The sequence below is a fragment of the Acinetobacter sp. ESL0695 genome (assembly GCF_029392135.1).
Lineage (GTDB): Bacteria > Pseudomonadota > Gammaproteobacteria > Pseudomonadales > Moraxellaceae > Acinetobacter > Acinetobacter pollinis.
Genome location: NZ_CP113932.1, coordinates 1340699 through 1354990, shown reverse-complemented (window position 1 = coordinate 1354990; position 14292 = coordinate 1340699). Strand labels below are relative to the sequence as shown.

Here is a 14292-nt window from a genome sequence, read left to right as displayed (position 1 = left end):
TATGACTTAGCGTTATTAATAATAAATAGCTTTAGGAGAAAGTCATTATGAATATGGAATATACACACAAAACTGATTATTTTTTCTTTGCTCACAAGTTTGTACAATTCTTACAATCTCATTTGGAAAAATATCCAAATGAGATAACAACAAATATTCATCTAAGTACATTAGATGATATCTTTGGTCATGATCGAGCATCTTTTACAATTAACTTGGATAGTATTTTAAATATTGTTGATGCCTATCATTTAGATACATTGATTGGTGATCAAACTTTAGTGCATCACCATGACATCAATACCAGAAAACATCTATTAACAATCTTCTTCAATGAGGAAGCATTAAGAAGCTTAAGAGCAGGGCAACTGATTCAATATCCAAAAGTTGCTTAACTTTACTTTAATAATAGGTGTTTTATTTATATGATGGCATCTCACAATAAAAGTAAGGCTTGATGATTTTGAAAGAAACACATGTTATTAAAGAATGGTCACAAACCATTGAATGGTTAATGAAATACGATGAGTGCTTTGATGAGTTAAAGTATGATGCAATACGCAAAGAGTGGACTGTTAGGCACGCTGCAGGTGAGGATATCTTGCGTATAGGGATGTTTCTTACAGCGAAATATGGAATCTTAGTCACATCATAAGTAACCTCAGTTACTTATGATGCTTTAAAATTATGCGGATATAGACATTGCATCTACTGATAATTCTGAAACTGAAGGTTTTGGTTTTTCAGGTGTGAGTCCGAGTTTTTGGAATAATTGTTTGTCTTTGCCTTCACCTGCATTTGGTGTAGTAAGAAGTTTTTCCCCAGAGAAGAGAGAGTTTGCACCTGCCATAAAGGCCAGTGCCTGATCTGAATCGCTTAGTGCTTCTCGACCTGCTGATAATCTAATATAACTATGAGGCATTATAATTCGCGCAACAGCAATCGTTCTAATCCATTCAGTTACATCTAATTTTTCAACATTTGCTAATGGTGTTCCTTCAATAGGAACAAGCATGTTGATTGGTACTGATTCAGGGTGAATTGGTAAAGTTGCAAGCTCATATAATAACCCAATACGATCATTGCGTTCTTCACCCAAGCCTACAATTCCGCCACTACATACTTTTAAGCCAGCATTACGGACATGATCAAGCGTATTTAGACGGTCATCAAATGTACGTGTACTAATGATATTACTGTAGTATTCACGTGATGTATCTAGGTTGTGATTATAATAATCTAAGCCAGCTTGATGCAAACGCTGAGCTTGAGATTCATTTAGCATACCAAGCGTCATACATGTTTCCATGCCAAGCGCTTTAACTTCTTTTACCATCTCTAATACATAAGGCATATCTTTTTCATGAGGATTACGCCATGCTGCACCCATACAGAAACGTGAAGAACCTGAGGCTTTTGCTTCCTTTGCTTCTGAGATAACTTTCTCTACAGCAATTCTTTTTTCAGCTTCTAGTTTAGAGTCGTAGCGTACAGACTGAGAGCAGTATTTACAGTCTTCAGGGCATTTTCCTGTTTTAATTGACAACAGTGTACTTACCTGAATGGTGTTCGCTTGAAAGTTTTGGCGATGTACGCGCTGAGCTTCAAAGACCAAATCTAAAAATGGTTGATCATAGAGTGCTTGGATTTCCGCGCGCGTCCAATCATTTCGTACAGTCATTGTCATTTCCGTGTAAAATTGAATATTTCTATAAGCATAATCATACAGAAAACTGATCATACCTATAAGGCAAAATACTCCAAAAGTTTTAAATTTTTTAAGAGTATTTACTTAAATTAGCGTTTGCGGCTATATCTACTACGGCCTCGAGCCATTCCGCCGAGCGCATTAAGTACAGCCATTTTACTCATGCTTCCTGATGCATGTGCATGGCATATCGCTGCTGCTAAAGCATCAGCCGCATCTGCTTGTGGTCTAATAGTAAGCTTTAGAATATTCATGACCATCATTTGTACTTGTTCTTTATCTGCTGCACCATATCCAACCACTGACTGTTTAATTTGTCTGGCAGTATACTCTGCAACTTGAAGATCTAAATTGACCAATGCTGCAATTGCAGCACCCCGTGCTTGCCCCAGCTTTAAAGCAGAGTCAGGGTTCTGTGCCATAAATACTTGTTCTACAGCCGCTTCAGTGGGGCCATGAAATTTAACAATACGTTCAACACCTGCAAAAATACGTTTCAACCGCTCAGGAATTTCTTGTGTTTCTGTGCGTATTGTACCAGCATCAATAAACTTTAATGTATTGCCATTTTTTTCAATAATTCCATAGCCTGTAAGCCTAGATCCTGGGTCAATACCAATAATTAAAGACATAATAAAAAATTTAAAAAGATGTACAACAGCGATTATATGCATTTAAAGTTTTAAAGTCCTAAATCCTTAAAACTATTTGTTCAAATTCTATATATAAAATGATGTAACCTACCTTTAAAAATATACAATTGCCCATATTGAATAGATTAACGGTTCATTTTTATGTCACTTAAAAGCATAAAGTCATATATTTGTTGAAAGGATAAGCTAAATTTCATGAAAGTCGTTCTTCTTGTTGTCATCGGAGCAATTTTAGAAATTGCAGTATGGATTGGTGTTGCTCAATTCATAAGTGGATGGTATGTCTTTTTCTGGTTTATTCTTGCAGCAATTATTGGTCTTAAATTACTTAGATCAAGTACTTCAAGTATTATGCCTCAATTACAACAGATGCAAATGACAGGGCAACTGTCGGGTGATGCTGCGGTTTCACGTAAAATTGCGACTGCAATTGCTGGAGTATTGTTAATTATTCCTGGATTAATCACGGATGTAATTGCGGCTTTAATTTTACTTCCTCCTGTACAAAAAATGGTTGTACAAGCGCTCACATCAGCAATGGCTAAAAGACAGCAAGCCATGATGGAAAAAATGATGGGGGGAGCAAATGGAGCTGGTAATCCATTCGCTGATCTAATGAAGCAAATGCAAGGGCAACAAGGTACATCAGGAATGGGAAGAGATTCAAAAATTATTGATGGTGAGGCGAGGGAAGTAAAACCTGAGTCTAAGAAAATAGAAATGAAAGATGTAAAATAAAAGTAGTCATTTAGCTTTTAAAGCACCCGAACATTGTTTTATGCAGGTTCGGGTGTTTTTTTAATGCGTTCTGTCTGATTTTTAGGATAGATATTATTTTTCTCTAGCTGTGCTACGTGGTTTTCAGATTGTTGATATTTACGTGTGCGGTTAGCACGCTCACGAAATTTACCTTGGTTGATTAACTGCGACATAGAAGATCATGGAGGTTGCCTTTTATTTATTTTAACAAAAATCTTTCATTCATTCTCACTATTTTTCATTAAACAATATATGATAAAAGTGGATGTTCTGTAATCAAAATTAAAAATGAGAAAAATATAATATAACCAAGAAAAGGAGGCGTTGTAATGTATCTATCTCACTATACCTGTGCATGCTGTAATAAGAAGAGAAAGTTATATCAGAAATCGTGTCCTCATTGTGGCTCTCATGCTTTAAAGAGTCCCTTTGGTTTTTGGTCTTTTTGTTTTTTTACATGCTTGGGCGTGGCATTTGTAGTCACTGCCAGTAATTTTTATTTTCATACAAATGAAGAAAAATTACCTAAGTTATCAAATAATATCGTAGGGTTTATACAATAAAGCCCGTGATGTACGGGCTTCATCGACTTGGTTTATAGACCACTACTTTGACGTAGTGCTTCAACTTTATCAGTTTTTTCCCAAGTAAATGCATGATCTGAACCATTACGTCCAAAATGTCCGTAAGTGGCTGTTTGTTTATACATTGGCTGTACAAGGTCAAGCATACGTGTAATACCGTATGGACGTAGATCAAAGTGTTCACGCACTAAAGCAATAATAAGTGACTCTTCAACTTTTGCTGTACCAAATGTATTAATTGAAATAGAAGTAGGTTCTGCAACACCAATTGCATAGCTTACTTGAATTTCACATTTATCGGCTAAGCCTGCAGCAACAATATTTTTTGCAACATAACGGCCAGCGTAAGCAGCAGAGCGGTCAACTTTAGAAGGGTCTTTTCCTGAGAAGGCACCACCACCATGTCTTGCCATACCACCGTAAGTATCTACAATAATTTTACGACCAGTTAAACCACAATCGCCCACTGGGCCACCAATTACAAACTTACCTGTCGGGTTAATGTGGAATTTTGTACTTGCATGAAACATGTCTTGTGGAATAACAGGTTTGATAATTTCTTCGATCACAGCTTCTTTTAACTGTGCTTGAGAAATTTCAGGATCGTGTTGTGTTGATAACACCACAGCATCTAGGCGTACTGGTTTGCCATTCTCGTATGCAAAAGTAACTTGACTCTTTGCATCGGGTCTTAACCATGCGAGGGTACCATCTCGACGTAAGTCTGCTTGACGTTCCATAAGTCGATGTGCGTACGAAATTGGAGCAGGCATAAGTACGTCAGTTTCGCGGCTCGCATAACCAAACATAAGGCCTTGGTCACCAGCGCCTTGGTCTTCTGGTTTTTGACGGTCAACACCCTGAGCAATTTCAGGAGATTGTTTACCAATCATATTAATGACAGCACATGTCGATCCATCAAAACCTAAATCTGAGTGATGATATCCGATGCCGTTTACTGTTTGACGAACAATTGATTCAACATCCACATTTGCAGTTGTTGTGATTTCACCGGCAAGTACCACTGCACCTGTTTTTACTAATGTTTCACAAGCAACCCTTGCATATGGGTCTTCTTTCAAAATAGCATCCAAAATAGCGTCACTAATTTGATCGGCCATTTTATCAGGATGACCTTCGCTTACAGATTCCGAAGTAAAAACAGCGTACTCGCGCATGAAAGCCCTATTACAGTAATTTTAAAAGACCCGATATGTTACATCGACTTGTCGTGAAGAACCAGTAGAAGAGTGATAAATTGAATAAATTTCTTGCAAACAGTATTTTTTTTTAATTATATTCATGATTGAAGTCATAAATTACACATAGGATGCTTTCCCAAATCTGATTGAAAAAGCATCCATGTTGACAAAAACAAAAGCTTTATTGTGCTGTAGAGGGCTGTGTCCACGTATTTACTTTGTTTTTGGTATCATTTTTAAAATCTTCAGCTTTATTCTTTGCTACAGATTTATCATGTTTGAAATCCTGAGACATATGGTGCATTTTGTCTTTTGATGCAACCTTTGCTTTATCCCATTTTTCTTCTGTATAGTTTTTACCTTGTTCAGTTCTGTGTTTTATCGCATTTTTACTTCTGTCATAGCCATTTTTTGTGGATTCTTTTGCTTCAATAAATCTTTCTTTTGCACCGTCATTAAAGCTTTCTGTTTTCTGGTGCATGTTGTGACCAAAGTCTTTGGTTTTCGTTTCAGCATTTTTAAACTTTTCACTTGCATCTTGTTTAAAATCACGTCCTTTTTCAGAAGCTGCATTCTTTACGTTTTGATAATCTTTTTCAGCATTTTCTTTATGTTCAGTAATTGACGTACGTAGAGTATCTGTCATGCTGCCAAGATTGTTGTCTGCAAATGCATACACACTAGTAAGAGATAAAAGTGCAGTTGCAAAAATGGTACTGGCTTTATTCATGATCTTACCTTACATATTATTTATTGAAATTAGGGCTATCTTATTGGTTATCTGTCTGAATGAATGTAAAAATATATGATGAGATTCGTTTATATATATAATGATATTGTTAGATAATAGTAAAAAAGGGGTTTTTTCTATTAAAAAATAACAGTAGATGAAGAACTTATGCAAAGTAGTGCATAAATAATGTGCGGTTAGGCTTTACCCCGTATGCTTTTTTTAAGACAATACACCTGTTTTGAATGTTTATTCATTTTCGTTAATCATTTCTACTTTGGACTCTGACCTATGACGACCCCTTTAAATGAACGTCGTATTGCAAATGCAATTCGTGTACTCGCTATGGATGCTGTTCAACAAGCAAATTCTGGGCATCCTGGTGCGCCAATGGGGATGGCAGACATCGCTGATGTTGTATGGCGTGAATTTTTAAACCATAATCCAACGAACCCTCAATGGGCAAACCGCGACCGTTTTGTGTTGTCGAATGGACATGGTTCTATGTTGCAATATGCTTTGCTTCATTTAACAGGGTATGACTTATCTTTAGAAGATCTTAAACAGTTCCGTCAATTACACTCAAAAACGCCAGGTCACCCTGAGTTAGGTTATGCACCAGGTGTAGAAACAACAACGGGTCCTTTAGGTCAGGGTATTGCTAATGCGGTAGGTTTTGCACTTGCTGAAAAAACGCTAGCTGCTCAGTTCAATAAAGATGAACTAAAAGTGGTTGACCACTATACATATACTTTCTTGGGCGATGGTTGTCTGATGGAAGGAATTTCTCATGAGGCATGTTCTTTAGCGGGAACATTAGGTCTTGGGAAATTGATTGCGTATTATGATGACAATGGAATTTCAATTGATGGTGAAGTTGAAGGTTGGTTCAGTGATGATACTGAAAAGCGTTTCCAAGCTTACGGCTGGCAAGTTTTACATGTAGACGGTCATAATCAGGAAGAGATTCGTCAAGCTACAGTAACTGCAAAACAAGAAACTCAAAAACCAACGTTAATTGTATGTAAAACTGTAATCGGCTTAGGTTCACCAAATAAACAAGGTAAAGAGTCAAGTCATGGTGCGCCACTTGGTGCAGATGAAATTACACTGACTCGTGAAGCATTAGGCTGGTTAGAGAGTGAAGCTTTTACAATTCCTCAAGACATCTATGATCAATGGGATGCCAAAGAAAAAGGGAAAAATGCTGAATCAGCTTGGAATGCGGTTTTTGCGCAGTATAAAGCACAATATCCAACTGAGGCTGAAGAGCTTTTACGCCGTTTAAATGGTGATTTACCACAAAATTTCATTGAAAAAGCAGATGCATTTATTGCTGAAACAATTGAAAAAGCGGAATCTATCGCATCACGTAAAGCAAGCCAAAATACACTACAAGCATTTGGGCCGCAATTACCTGAACTGTTAGGTGGTTCAGCAGATTTAGCAGGTTCAAACTTAACACTTTGGAAAGGTTGTGAAGGTGTTCAAGATAACCCTGCAGGTAACTATGTGTACTATGGTGTACGTGAGTTTGGAATGACAGCTATTGCAAATGGTGTTGCTTTGCATGGTGGTTTTGTTCCTTACGTAGCAACTTTCCTTATGTTTATGGAATATGCGCGTAATGCAGTCCGTATGTCTGCATTGATGAAGCAACGTGTGATTCATGTATATACACATGATTCAATTGGTTTAGGTGAAGATGGTCCAACACATCAACCTATTGAGCAAATTGCGTCTTTACGTAATACACCAAACTTAAATACATGGCGTCCTGCCGATACTGTAGAGACTGCAGTTGCATGGAAGGCATCTTTACTTCGTCAGAATGGTCCATCTGCATTGATTTTGTCTCGTCAAAATTTACCATTCCAAACACGTACTTCTACGCAAGTTGAAAATGTGGCTAAAGGTGGTTATGTACTTGCAGAAGAGAAAGGTGCATTAAAAGCAATTATTATTGCAACAGGTTCTGAAGTCGACATCGCAATGCAAGCATATGCTCAATTAGACGGTGTGCGTGTTGTATCTATGCCATGTGCTGAAGTTTTCATGCAACAAGATGCTGCATATCGTGAAGCAGTATTGCCTGTACACATACGTGCTCGCGTGGCAGTTGAAGCAGCACATGCTGATTACTGGTGGAAGTTTGTTGGTTTAGATGGCAAAGTGATTGGTATGACCACTTATGGCGAGTCTGCACCTGCAAAAGCACTATTTGAGCATTTTGGTATTACTGTAAATGCTGTTATTGATGCAATCAAGGATATGACTGCATAATCACACGCTCCGATTGAAAAAGCCCTTAGATATCTAAGGGCTTTTTTTGTGTAAATAATTGATGATTATTGATCATACATATTGTGTTACATGTTAAGATTATTTCGATATAAATCTCTTTTATGGTCAGATGTGATAATAACGAATGAAAATTTTTCCATCTTCTGAATATGATCAAATTATTAAGTATGTTTGTTATTGGTTATGTGCGTCTATTGCGATCGGTCTAGTTGCAGGATTTACGTCTACACTTATTTTTAGTTGTTTTGATTTAGCAAATAGTATTCGATTTACATATCCATGGTTAATTTTCTTTTTGCCATTTACTGGACTATTCATTGGATACTTATTTTATAAATATGGTACACCAATTGAAAAAGGTACACATCTATTCATTGATGAGATTCAACAGCCTAAGTCGTTTATCCCTAAGAGAATGAGCCCACTCATTTTCTTCACAGCAATTTTAACACAATTGTTTGGAGGGTCTGCAGGTAGGGAAGCACCTGCTGTTCAATTGTCTGGGGCACTAACAGACCATGTTACTCAACTACTTGGGGTATCTAGAGATAACCGAAAAATATTTCTTATGGCAAGTATAGGAGCAGGTTTTTCAGGTATTTTTGGTTTGCCACTGGCAGGTGCAATTTATGGTTTGGAAATTACTGCATTAGGGAGTCTACGCTATTCAGCAGTATTTCCGTGCTTTATTTCAGCATTAATTGCAGCACAAGTTCCTGAAGCATTTCAGGTTGTGCATCCACATACATTCTATATTATTTCTAGTTTTCCTGACCTCGATATCAAAGTCCTTTTAGGGTTGGTGGTTGCTGGACTTATATTTGGGGTAGCTGCACGTCTTTTTATAATGACCATTCACTTTATTGGCCAACTCTTTAAAAAAGCTGTTCCATCTATGATTCTTAGACCTTTCATTGGGGGCGTAGTTTTGATGCTACTTACGTTATTGGTAGGCTCTCAGCAATTTAATGGTTTAGGCACAGATAAAGTTATTGCGGCATTCTATGTACCATTGCCTATAGTAGATTCTATTTATAAAACTGTTTTTACAGCAATCACGTTAGGTTCGGGATTTAAAGGTGGTGAGATTACACCATTATTTTTTGTAGGAACAACACTTGGGAATGCACTAGGTGCTTTTTTACCAGTACCTATTTCATTACTGGCTGGGCTAGGTTTAATTAGTCTTTTTTCAGGTGCAAGTAAAGCACCATTGACTTCGATTATTTTAGGCTTAGAGTTATTTGGTACACAAATTATGACTTATGCCATTATTACTTGCTTGCTAGCTTATTTATTTTCGGGTAACTGTGGTCTTTATAGAGTGCAAAAACCTAATCAAGATCATTAGATTTTTATAATAATTCTTCTATTAGTGTTTCCATTAGTGCTTGAGCATTTAAACGCCGTATATTTGATACATTGCTACCTGCCCAATATATTGAAAATGCTGGGTCTAATGTACTTAACTTTTTAGCAATATCATAAGTATATGGATATCCAGAATGCTGTACTTCATGACATGATGCTAAGATCTGATGCCATTGACTGATAAGTCCTCTAGCAGGACGACCCGAAATAATATCTGTAATTTGCGTATTTTTTTGTTGAAAAAGGGCATTTTTATAGGATTGATTTGCTGCAGATTCCTCACATTGTATAAATGCAGTGCCAAGCTGAGCGGCCGATGCTCCTAAATCTAACATCTTGCGAATAGCATCTCCTGCCATTATACCGCCTGCAGCCACAACGGGTAGTTGTATCTGAGGGTGTTCGATAAGTATGCTTACTAAATCAGAGGTAAAAATTCCTGATTCTCTAGATGGATTAAACATACCACGATGACCACCTGCTTCGATACCTTGAGCGATAAGAATATCAATGCCTAAAGCTTGTGCTTCTAATGCTTCGGACAGCTGAGTAACGGAAACCATAGTCATAATTCCTGAACTTTTAAGTGCAGAAATTTGGCTATATGATGGAAGTCCAAAATGAAAACTAACAGCTTTCGGATTGGTGTCTAGAAGCAGATTTGTATAGTCATCATTATTTTTAAAGCTCGAATATAGCTGTTGCAGTTGGGTTGGTGCTTCTTTACCTAAGCGAAAAAATTCTTTTGATAGAAAGTGAATCCAGTCTTTTTCTTGCTCTTTATCTAATTTGTATTCTTCATGACAAAAGAAGTTGACTTGAAATGCGTTTGGAGTCAGTAATTTTGTTTGTTTTATTTGATGAATAGCGTCATCAATAGTACTACTGCCAAGGCCTAAAGCCCCAAGTCCACCTGCATTAGAGACAGCGGCTGCTAAAGCGGGTGTAGAAACACCTGCCATTGGTGCAAGAAAAATAGGATATTTAATATTAAGTTGATTAAGCATTTTAGTTGTGCCTATAAGAATTACTAATTAGTGATTTATTTTGTTTATGGGTAGTGCAAATGATCGTATAGTCTTTTATTTCCTTAATAGATTGTCAGCTTTTTGACTAGCATATCTATAGTATAATTATTAATGCTTTATTGACTATTTTGATAGCAGGATATGTATAAGATACCAAATTACAAAGAAAGTATTTTAAAATTTTTATGTATTTTGACAATAAAGCTAAATTAGAGCAATTTATAATTAGATTGACTGGGTTTAAGTTCGAATCTGATTGATAGATAAGCATTAGATTTAATCTAAAGTTATATTGAGCAGTATTAATGAGCGCTATGTTATAATGAATAAAATTCAATTTTAAAAATCATTATGCTAGAAATTAGACACTTAAGAACATTACTTGCGCTGAGAGAACATGGTTCTTTGGTTGCTGCCGCAAGTGACTTATGTTTAACACCTTCAGCCATTTCACATCAACTCAAAGAATTAGATCATTGGTATGGGGTAGAGGTGGTTAATCGTCGTAGTCGGCCTGTACAGTTTTCTAATGTCGGACAACGATTATTAAAACTTGCCGATGATATTTTGCCTCAAATTCATATCACTCAAAGTGACATTACCAGAATTATTCATGGTCAAACAGGGCGTATTATCTTTTCATCGGAATGCCATAGTTGTTTTGACTGGTTGATGCCACTGCTCAATCAATATCGTCAGCAATATCCAGATGTGGATTTAGACTTTGCACCAGCATTTGAGTCTAATCCTCACGAGTTATTACAAAATGGTGAGTTTGACTTATTAATTACTGCAGATCCAATTGCTTTAAAAGGTGTTGAGTATTTTCCTATTTTCGAGTATGAATCTCGGTTAGTGTTATCAAATACACATCCTTTAGTGCGCGCAGATAAAATTACTGTACATGCCTTGGCTGATGAAACGCTAATTACTTATCCAGTAGATAAACATCGTCTAGATATTATGTCGCACCTATTTATTCCGGCAAATATTCAACCCAAAAACATAAGAACAACCGATTTAACGCAAATGCTTATTCAGCTTGTTGCGAGTGGTCGAGGTATTGGTGCATTACCTGACTGGGTAGTAAAAGAATATGAACAAAAGGGTTGGGTCACCAGTCGACGTTTAGACTGTATTGCACCACAAGGACTACGCCGTACCTTGTATGCCGGTTATCGTAGTGAAGAGAAAGAGAAAAATTATTTTGAAGGTTTTTTAAAACAACTTGATAAATTCTCTCAACAAAGAAGTCAATATTATTCTTCTTAAGTCATAAGTTTAGGTTATTATCCTTTGTGAATAAATAATGAAAGTATGCCTGCTGCAATGAGTGGGCCTACAGGGACACCACGTAGCAAGGCAACGCCAGCAACGGTACCAATAAGTAAACCTGCAACAACATCAGGTTGGGTAGTCATAAGTTTAACGCCACGGCTACCTAACCAAGCGACAAATACACCAATAATAATTGCGAGAATAGATTTATAGCTTGCAAAAGATTTAAGCAAAGTATCTCCTGCAATTGTTCCACTAGCAATTGGTGCAAGCATGCCGATGGTTAGAATGGTAATTCCTATATTTAATGCATGGTTTTGTATAAATGGAAAATACATCGAAAGTGGTGTAATTTTTACAATAATGAGTGCCACACTTGCAAGTGTAACCGAGGAATTATGGCTGAAGATACCACATGCAAGTAAGACAAAAAGTGCAATTAAATTTAAATCTAAGGAAGAAGGCATAGCAATCATTGTCATGTATATAAAAATGATATTCATTGTAACGGTTTTAGGCATTTTTCTTCTATAGATCTAAGAAAAAATAATAAGTTCAACTAAAAATTAGGTAACATATTCAAAATATTGGAATATGGGTAAATATATGCGTTTAGACAAGATACTACAATCGCAAGGCTTTGGGTCAAGAAAAGAATGTCAGCATCTTATTTCGCGAGGTCTGGTTGAGGTTGATAAAAAAATCTGTCTTGACGCCAAACAAGTATTTCAAACTAAAGGATTAGAGTTCAAGGTTTCTGGTCATTCTTATATATATGTAGAAAAAGTATATATTGTGCTAAATAAGCCGCAAGGGTATGAATGTTCACATCAAGCTGTACATCACTTTAGTGTTTATGAGTTGTTACCTCAATTATTTAATGTAAGAGGGGTGCAATCGATTGGAAGGTTAGATCAGGACACTACGGGTCTGCTTTTATTTAGTGATGATGGTCAGTTTATTCAAGCATTAACGCATCCTAAAAAACATGTAGGAAAACAATACTTAGTAAATACAATAGATCCACTGACGGATGATCAGCTTCAGCAATTACAAGAAGGTGTGGTTTTAAGAGGGGAGAAAGGTAGTTTTATTGCTAAAGATGTAAAAAGACTTACTGAGAACTCATGTTTAATGACCGTTCATCAAGGAGTATATCATCAGGTAAAACGTATGATTGCAGCCGTTGGTAATAAGGTGTCTCAGTTACATAGAAATAAAACTGGTTCATTTGAATTGCCACATGACTTGAAAGAAGGTGAGTGGCGATATTTATCTATAGATGAAATAGAGCAAATTAAACATTAATTATGTTTTTGGAATTTCATCTGTATTGCTCTCATTGAGTAATGCATTGAGTTCATCGAAGAAATCTTCATGGTTATCACTGTGGTGCTGTGAAGATTTAGTTTTCTTGAGTTTTAATAATTGTTCCATATTTATATTTTGGTTTTCAATAGAAAATGGAATTGATTTTGTTAATACTACCTGTTTAAAAAAAAGACGGACTGCTTGTGCTGGTGTTATACCTAATTGTTTAAATACAGCAAATGCTTGCTTTTTTTCTTGTGAGTCAAGTCTGACTTGGTAGACTTCTGTTTTTCTCATTTGTTCAAGCCAAAGTAAAAAGAGTATAGGTTCTAGATAATATAAAATTAATTTAAATTAAAAGTCAATCAAAATGTCATTCCCTTGTCATTACATTGAGATGGCATTTGTAGCTCTTGTCGAGAAAAAAATGCGAAATTTTCTTCGGTAATAGGATCATGAAAAGAAAGCTGTTTTGCCAGTAGTTGTAATGGCTGGCTAAAATCGTCTTGTGCTTTGTGTTTGAGTCGCGGATAGTAAGGGTCATTCCTAATAGGAATGCCTAAAGCATTTAAATGTACGCGTAACTGATGTTGTTTTCCTGTAGTGGGTCTAAGTAAATATTTTGCCCAGATTTTATTATGTTCTAAACATTCAATATATGTTTCGCTATTTGGCGGTTCGTGAGCAATAATTTGCATAGTATAAAAAGGATCACCTTTTTGCATGTGATATTGCGTAGTTTTCGGTAGGACTAAATCGGTATTATATTTTGCGATCGCGTGATATTGCTTAAATACTTTTTTTTCTGAAAATAGTTGTTGATATATGGCTCGAGTCTCTGGACGTTTAGAAAACATGACCACACCTGCTGTTTCACGGTCTAAACGGTGAATAGGTGTAAGTAAAGCATTTTGAGTTTCATGTTTTAATCTTACAAGTAATGTTTCTTGTAGATATTGACCGGTAGGACTCATAGTGAGGAAGTGTGGCTTATCTACGACGAGAAGATCGTCATTTTCAAACAGATGATGATGTGTATAAGGCACATAAAATTCATGTGCTAAAAAACGATAATAAAATATAAACGTATTTTGTTTGTAAGTAGTATTAATTGTTATGGGTTGCAAGTTCTGATCGATAACCAATTGATCTTGAATTCTTTCTTGCCACTCTTGTTTATGAATATGAGGGAAGTAATCGCATAAAAAAGCAAAAATTGTAGTATGAGTTTGATGAGCAGGAAGATAAACACGACTTGGACTAACACCATTTCGCATAGGAGGCGTGTGTTCTAGCATAGATAAATATAGCCACACAAAGGCTAAGAGTAGGTTTTCATTAAACGCAATGCTATCATAGTCAGA

At 36.3% G+C, this 14292-nt stretch carries 16 protein-coding genes; 7 read left to right on the top strand and 9 right to left on the bottom strand.

The genetic code is table 11. The annotated features are described in order from the left end of the window. Positions 1-47 precede the first annotated feature (47 nt). Both OZX61_RS06400 and OZX61_RS06395 read left to right on the top strand, forming a co-directional pair. Complete coding sequence (locus OZX61_RS06400; RefSeq protein WP_195770751.1) at positions 48-395, top strand: hypothetical protein; 348 nt, start codon at positions 48-50, stop codon at positions 393-395. A 62-nt stretch (positions 396-457) separates the two neighbouring features. Further along, a complete protein-coding gene (locus tag OZX61_RS06395; protein ID WP_277094241.1) occupies positions 458-655 on the top strand; it encodes a hypothetical protein in 198 nt (65 codons plus the stop codon). A 30-nt stretch (positions 656-685) separates the two neighbouring features. On the opposite strand, the gene bioB is transcribed toward OZX61_RS06395, so the two are convergent. Both bioB and ruvC read right to left on the bottom strand, forming a co-directional pair. After that, the gene (gene bioB / locus OZX61_RS06390; RefSeq protein WP_277094240.1) at positions 686-1681 is read right to left on the bottom strand and encodes a biotin synthase BioB; all 996 of its coding nucleotides are present in this window, start codon (positions 1679-1681) and stop codon (positions 686-688) included. Positions 1682-1797: 116 nt separating this feature from the next. Continuing rightward, positions 1798-2340: a crossover junction endodeoxyribonuclease RuvC gene (gene ruvC, locus OZX61_RS06385; RefSeq protein WP_195770871.1), complete on the bottom strand. Its 543-nt coding sequence runs from the start codon at positions 2338-2340 to the stop codon at positions 1798-1800. A gap of 216 nt (positions 2341-2556) precedes the next feature. Here ruvC and OZX61_RS06380 point away from each other — a divergent pair, with 216 nt between their 5' ends. Next, positions 2557-3099, top strand: coding sequence for an FxsA family protein (locus OZX61_RS06380; protein WP_195770748.1), 543 nt, complete (start codon positions 2557-2559; stop codon positions 3097-3099). Between the two features lie 38 nt (positions 3100-3137). Here the strand turns inward: OZX61_RS06380 and OZX61_RS06375 are convergent, their stop codons facing one another. The 3 genes from OZX61_RS06375 to OZX61_RS06365 all read right to left on the bottom strand — a co-directional run bounded on the left by OZX61_RS06375 (position 3138) and on the right by OZX61_RS06365 (position 5636). Next, positions 3138-3293, bottom strand: a complete 156-nt coding sequence (locus OZX61_RS06375; protein ID WP_277095665.1) for a hypothetical protein — start codon at positions 3291-3293, stop codon at positions 3138-3140. A gap of 422 nt (positions 3294-3715) precedes the next feature. Continuing rightward, positions 3716-4882 (bottom strand): methionine adenosyltransferase, encoded by a 1167-nt coding sequence (gene metK / locus OZX61_RS06370; RefSeq protein WP_195770746.1) that lies wholly within the window; start codon positions 4880-4882, stop codon positions 3716-3718. A 205-nt stretch (positions 4883-5087) separates the two neighbouring features. Next, entirely contained in the window at positions 5088-5636 is a 549-nt protein-coding gene (locus OZX61_RS06365; protein WP_277094239.1) for a hypothetical protein, read from the bottom strand. 291 nt (positions 5637-5927) lie between these two features. Between OZX61_RS06365 and tkt the strand changes: the two genes are divergently transcribed. Then, positions 5928-7919 carry a transketolase gene (tkt, locus tag OZX61_RS06360; protein ID WP_277094238.1) on the top strand — a complete coding sequence of 664 codons (1992 nt, stop codon included), beginning with the start codon at positions 5928-5930 and terminating at the stop codon, positions 7917-7919. 145 nt (positions 7920-8064) lie between these two features. Further along, complete coding sequence (locus tag OZX61_RS06355; protein WP_195770743.1) at positions 8065-9291, top strand: chloride channel protein; 1227 nt, start codon at positions 8065-8067, stop codon at positions 9289-9291. Between the two features lie 4 nt (positions 9292-9295). On the opposite strand, the gene OZX61_RS06350 is transcribed toward OZX61_RS06355, so the two are convergent. After that, positions 9296-10318: a nitronate monooxygenase gene (locus OZX61_RS06350; protein WP_277094237.1), complete on the bottom strand. Its 1023-nt coding sequence runs from the start codon at positions 10316-10318 to the stop codon at positions 9296-9298. A gap of 372 nt (positions 10319-10690) precedes the next feature. On the opposite strand from OZX61_RS06350, the gene OZX61_RS06345 reads away from it, so the two are divergent. After that, the gene (locus tag OZX61_RS06345; protein WP_195770741.1) at positions 10691-11611 is read left to right on the top strand and encodes a LysR family transcriptional regulator; all 921 of its coding nucleotides are present in this window, start codon (positions 10691-10693) and stop codon (positions 11609-11611) included. A gap of 17 nt (positions 11612-11628) precedes the next feature. Here the strand turns inward: OZX61_RS06345 and OZX61_RS06340 are convergent, their stop codons facing one another. Beyond that, a complete protein-coding gene (locus OZX61_RS06340) occupies positions 11629-12084 on the bottom strand; it encodes a DUF441 domain-containing protein (RefSeq protein WP_195770870.1) in 456 nt (151 codons plus the stop codon). Positions 12085-12223: 139 nt separating this feature from the next. Here OZX61_RS06340 and OZX61_RS06335 point away from each other — a divergent pair, with 139 nt between their 5' ends. Continuing rightward, complete coding sequence (locus tag OZX61_RS06335) at positions 12224-12925, top strand: 16S rRNA pseudouridine(516) synthase (RefSeq protein ID WP_277094235.1); 702 nt, start codon at positions 12224-12226, stop codon at positions 12923-12925. On the opposite strand, the gene OZX61_RS06330 is transcribed toward OZX61_RS06335, so the two are convergent. Next, a complete protein-coding gene (locus tag OZX61_RS06330) occupies positions 12926-13225 on the bottom strand; it encodes a type II toxin-antitoxin system RelB/DinJ family antitoxin (protein WP_195770739.1) in 300 nt (99 codons plus the stop codon). 68 nt (positions 13226-13293) lie between these two features. Further along, positions 13294-14226, bottom strand: a complete 933-nt coding sequence (locus OZX61_RS06325) for a pseudouridine synthase (protein ID WP_277094233.1) — start codon at positions 14224-14226, stop codon at positions 13294-13296. Positions 14227-14292 lie beyond the last annotated feature (66 nt).

What these genes read in the sequence shown, in the direction of transcription:
- OZX61_RS06400 (WP_195770751.1), top strand. Translation starts at nt 48, where the DNA reads ATGAATATGGAATATACACACAAAACTGATTATTTTTTCTTTGCTCAC.
- OZX61_RS06395 (WP_277094241.1), top strand. Translation starts at nt 458, where the DNA reads ATGATTTTGAAAGAAACACATGTTATTAAAGAATGGTCACAAACCATT.
- bioB (WP_277094240.1), bottom strand. Translation starts at nt 1,681, where the DNA reads ATGACTGTACGAAATGATTGGACGCGCGCGGAAATCCAAGCACTCTAT.
- ruvC (WP_195770871.1), bottom strand. Translation starts at nt 2,340, where the DNA reads ATGTCTTTAATTATTGGTATTGACCCAGGATCTAGGCTTACAGGCTAT.
- OZX61_RS06380 (WP_195770748.1), top strand. Translation starts at nt 2,557, where the DNA reads ATGAAAGTCGTTCTTCTTGTTGTCATCGGAGCAATTTTAGAAATTGCA.
- OZX61_RS06375 (WP_277095665.1), bottom strand. Translation starts at nt 3,293, where the DNA reads ATGTCGCAGTTAATCAACCAAGGTAAATTTCGTGAGCGTGCTAACCGC.
- metK (WP_195770746.1), bottom strand. Translation starts at nt 4,882, where the DNA reads ATGCGCGAGTACGCTGTTTTTACTTCGGAATCTGTAAGCGAAGGTCAT.
- OZX61_RS06365 (WP_277094239.1), bottom strand. Translation starts at nt 5,636, where the DNA reads ATGAATAAAGCCAGTACCATTTTTGCAACTGCACTTTTATCTCTTACT.
- tkt (WP_277094238.1), top strand. Translation starts at nt 5,928, where the DNA reads ATGACGACCCCTTTAAATGAACGTCGTATTGCAAATGCAATTCGTGTA.
- OZX61_RS06355 (WP_195770743.1), top strand. Translation starts at nt 8,065, where the DNA reads ATGAAAATTTTTCCATCTTCTGAATATGATCAAATTATTAAGTATGTT.
- OZX61_RS06350 (WP_277094237.1), bottom strand. Translation starts at nt 10,318, where the DNA reads ATGCTTAATCAACTTAATATTAAATATCCTATTTTTCTTGCACCAATG.
- OZX61_RS06345 (WP_195770741.1), top strand. Translation starts at nt 10,691, where the DNA reads ATGCTAGAAATTAGACACTTAAGAACATTACTTGCGCTGAGAGAACAT.
- OZX61_RS06340 (WP_195770870.1), bottom strand. Translation starts at nt 12,084, where the DNA reads ATGCCTTCTTCCTTAGATTTAAATTTAATTGCACTTTTTGTCTTACTT.
- OZX61_RS06335 (WP_277094235.1), top strand. Translation starts at nt 12,224, where the DNA reads ATGCGTTTAGACAAGATACTACAATCGCAAGGCTTTGGGTCAAGAAAA.
- OZX61_RS06330 (WP_195770739.1), bottom strand. Translation starts at nt 13,225, where the DNA reads ATGAGAAAAACAGAAGTCTACCAAGTCAGACTTGACTCACAAGAAAAA.
- OZX61_RS06325 (WP_277094233.1), bottom strand. Translation starts at nt 14,226, where the DNA reads ATGCTAGAACACACGCCTCCTATGCGAAATGGTGTTAGTCCAAGTCGT.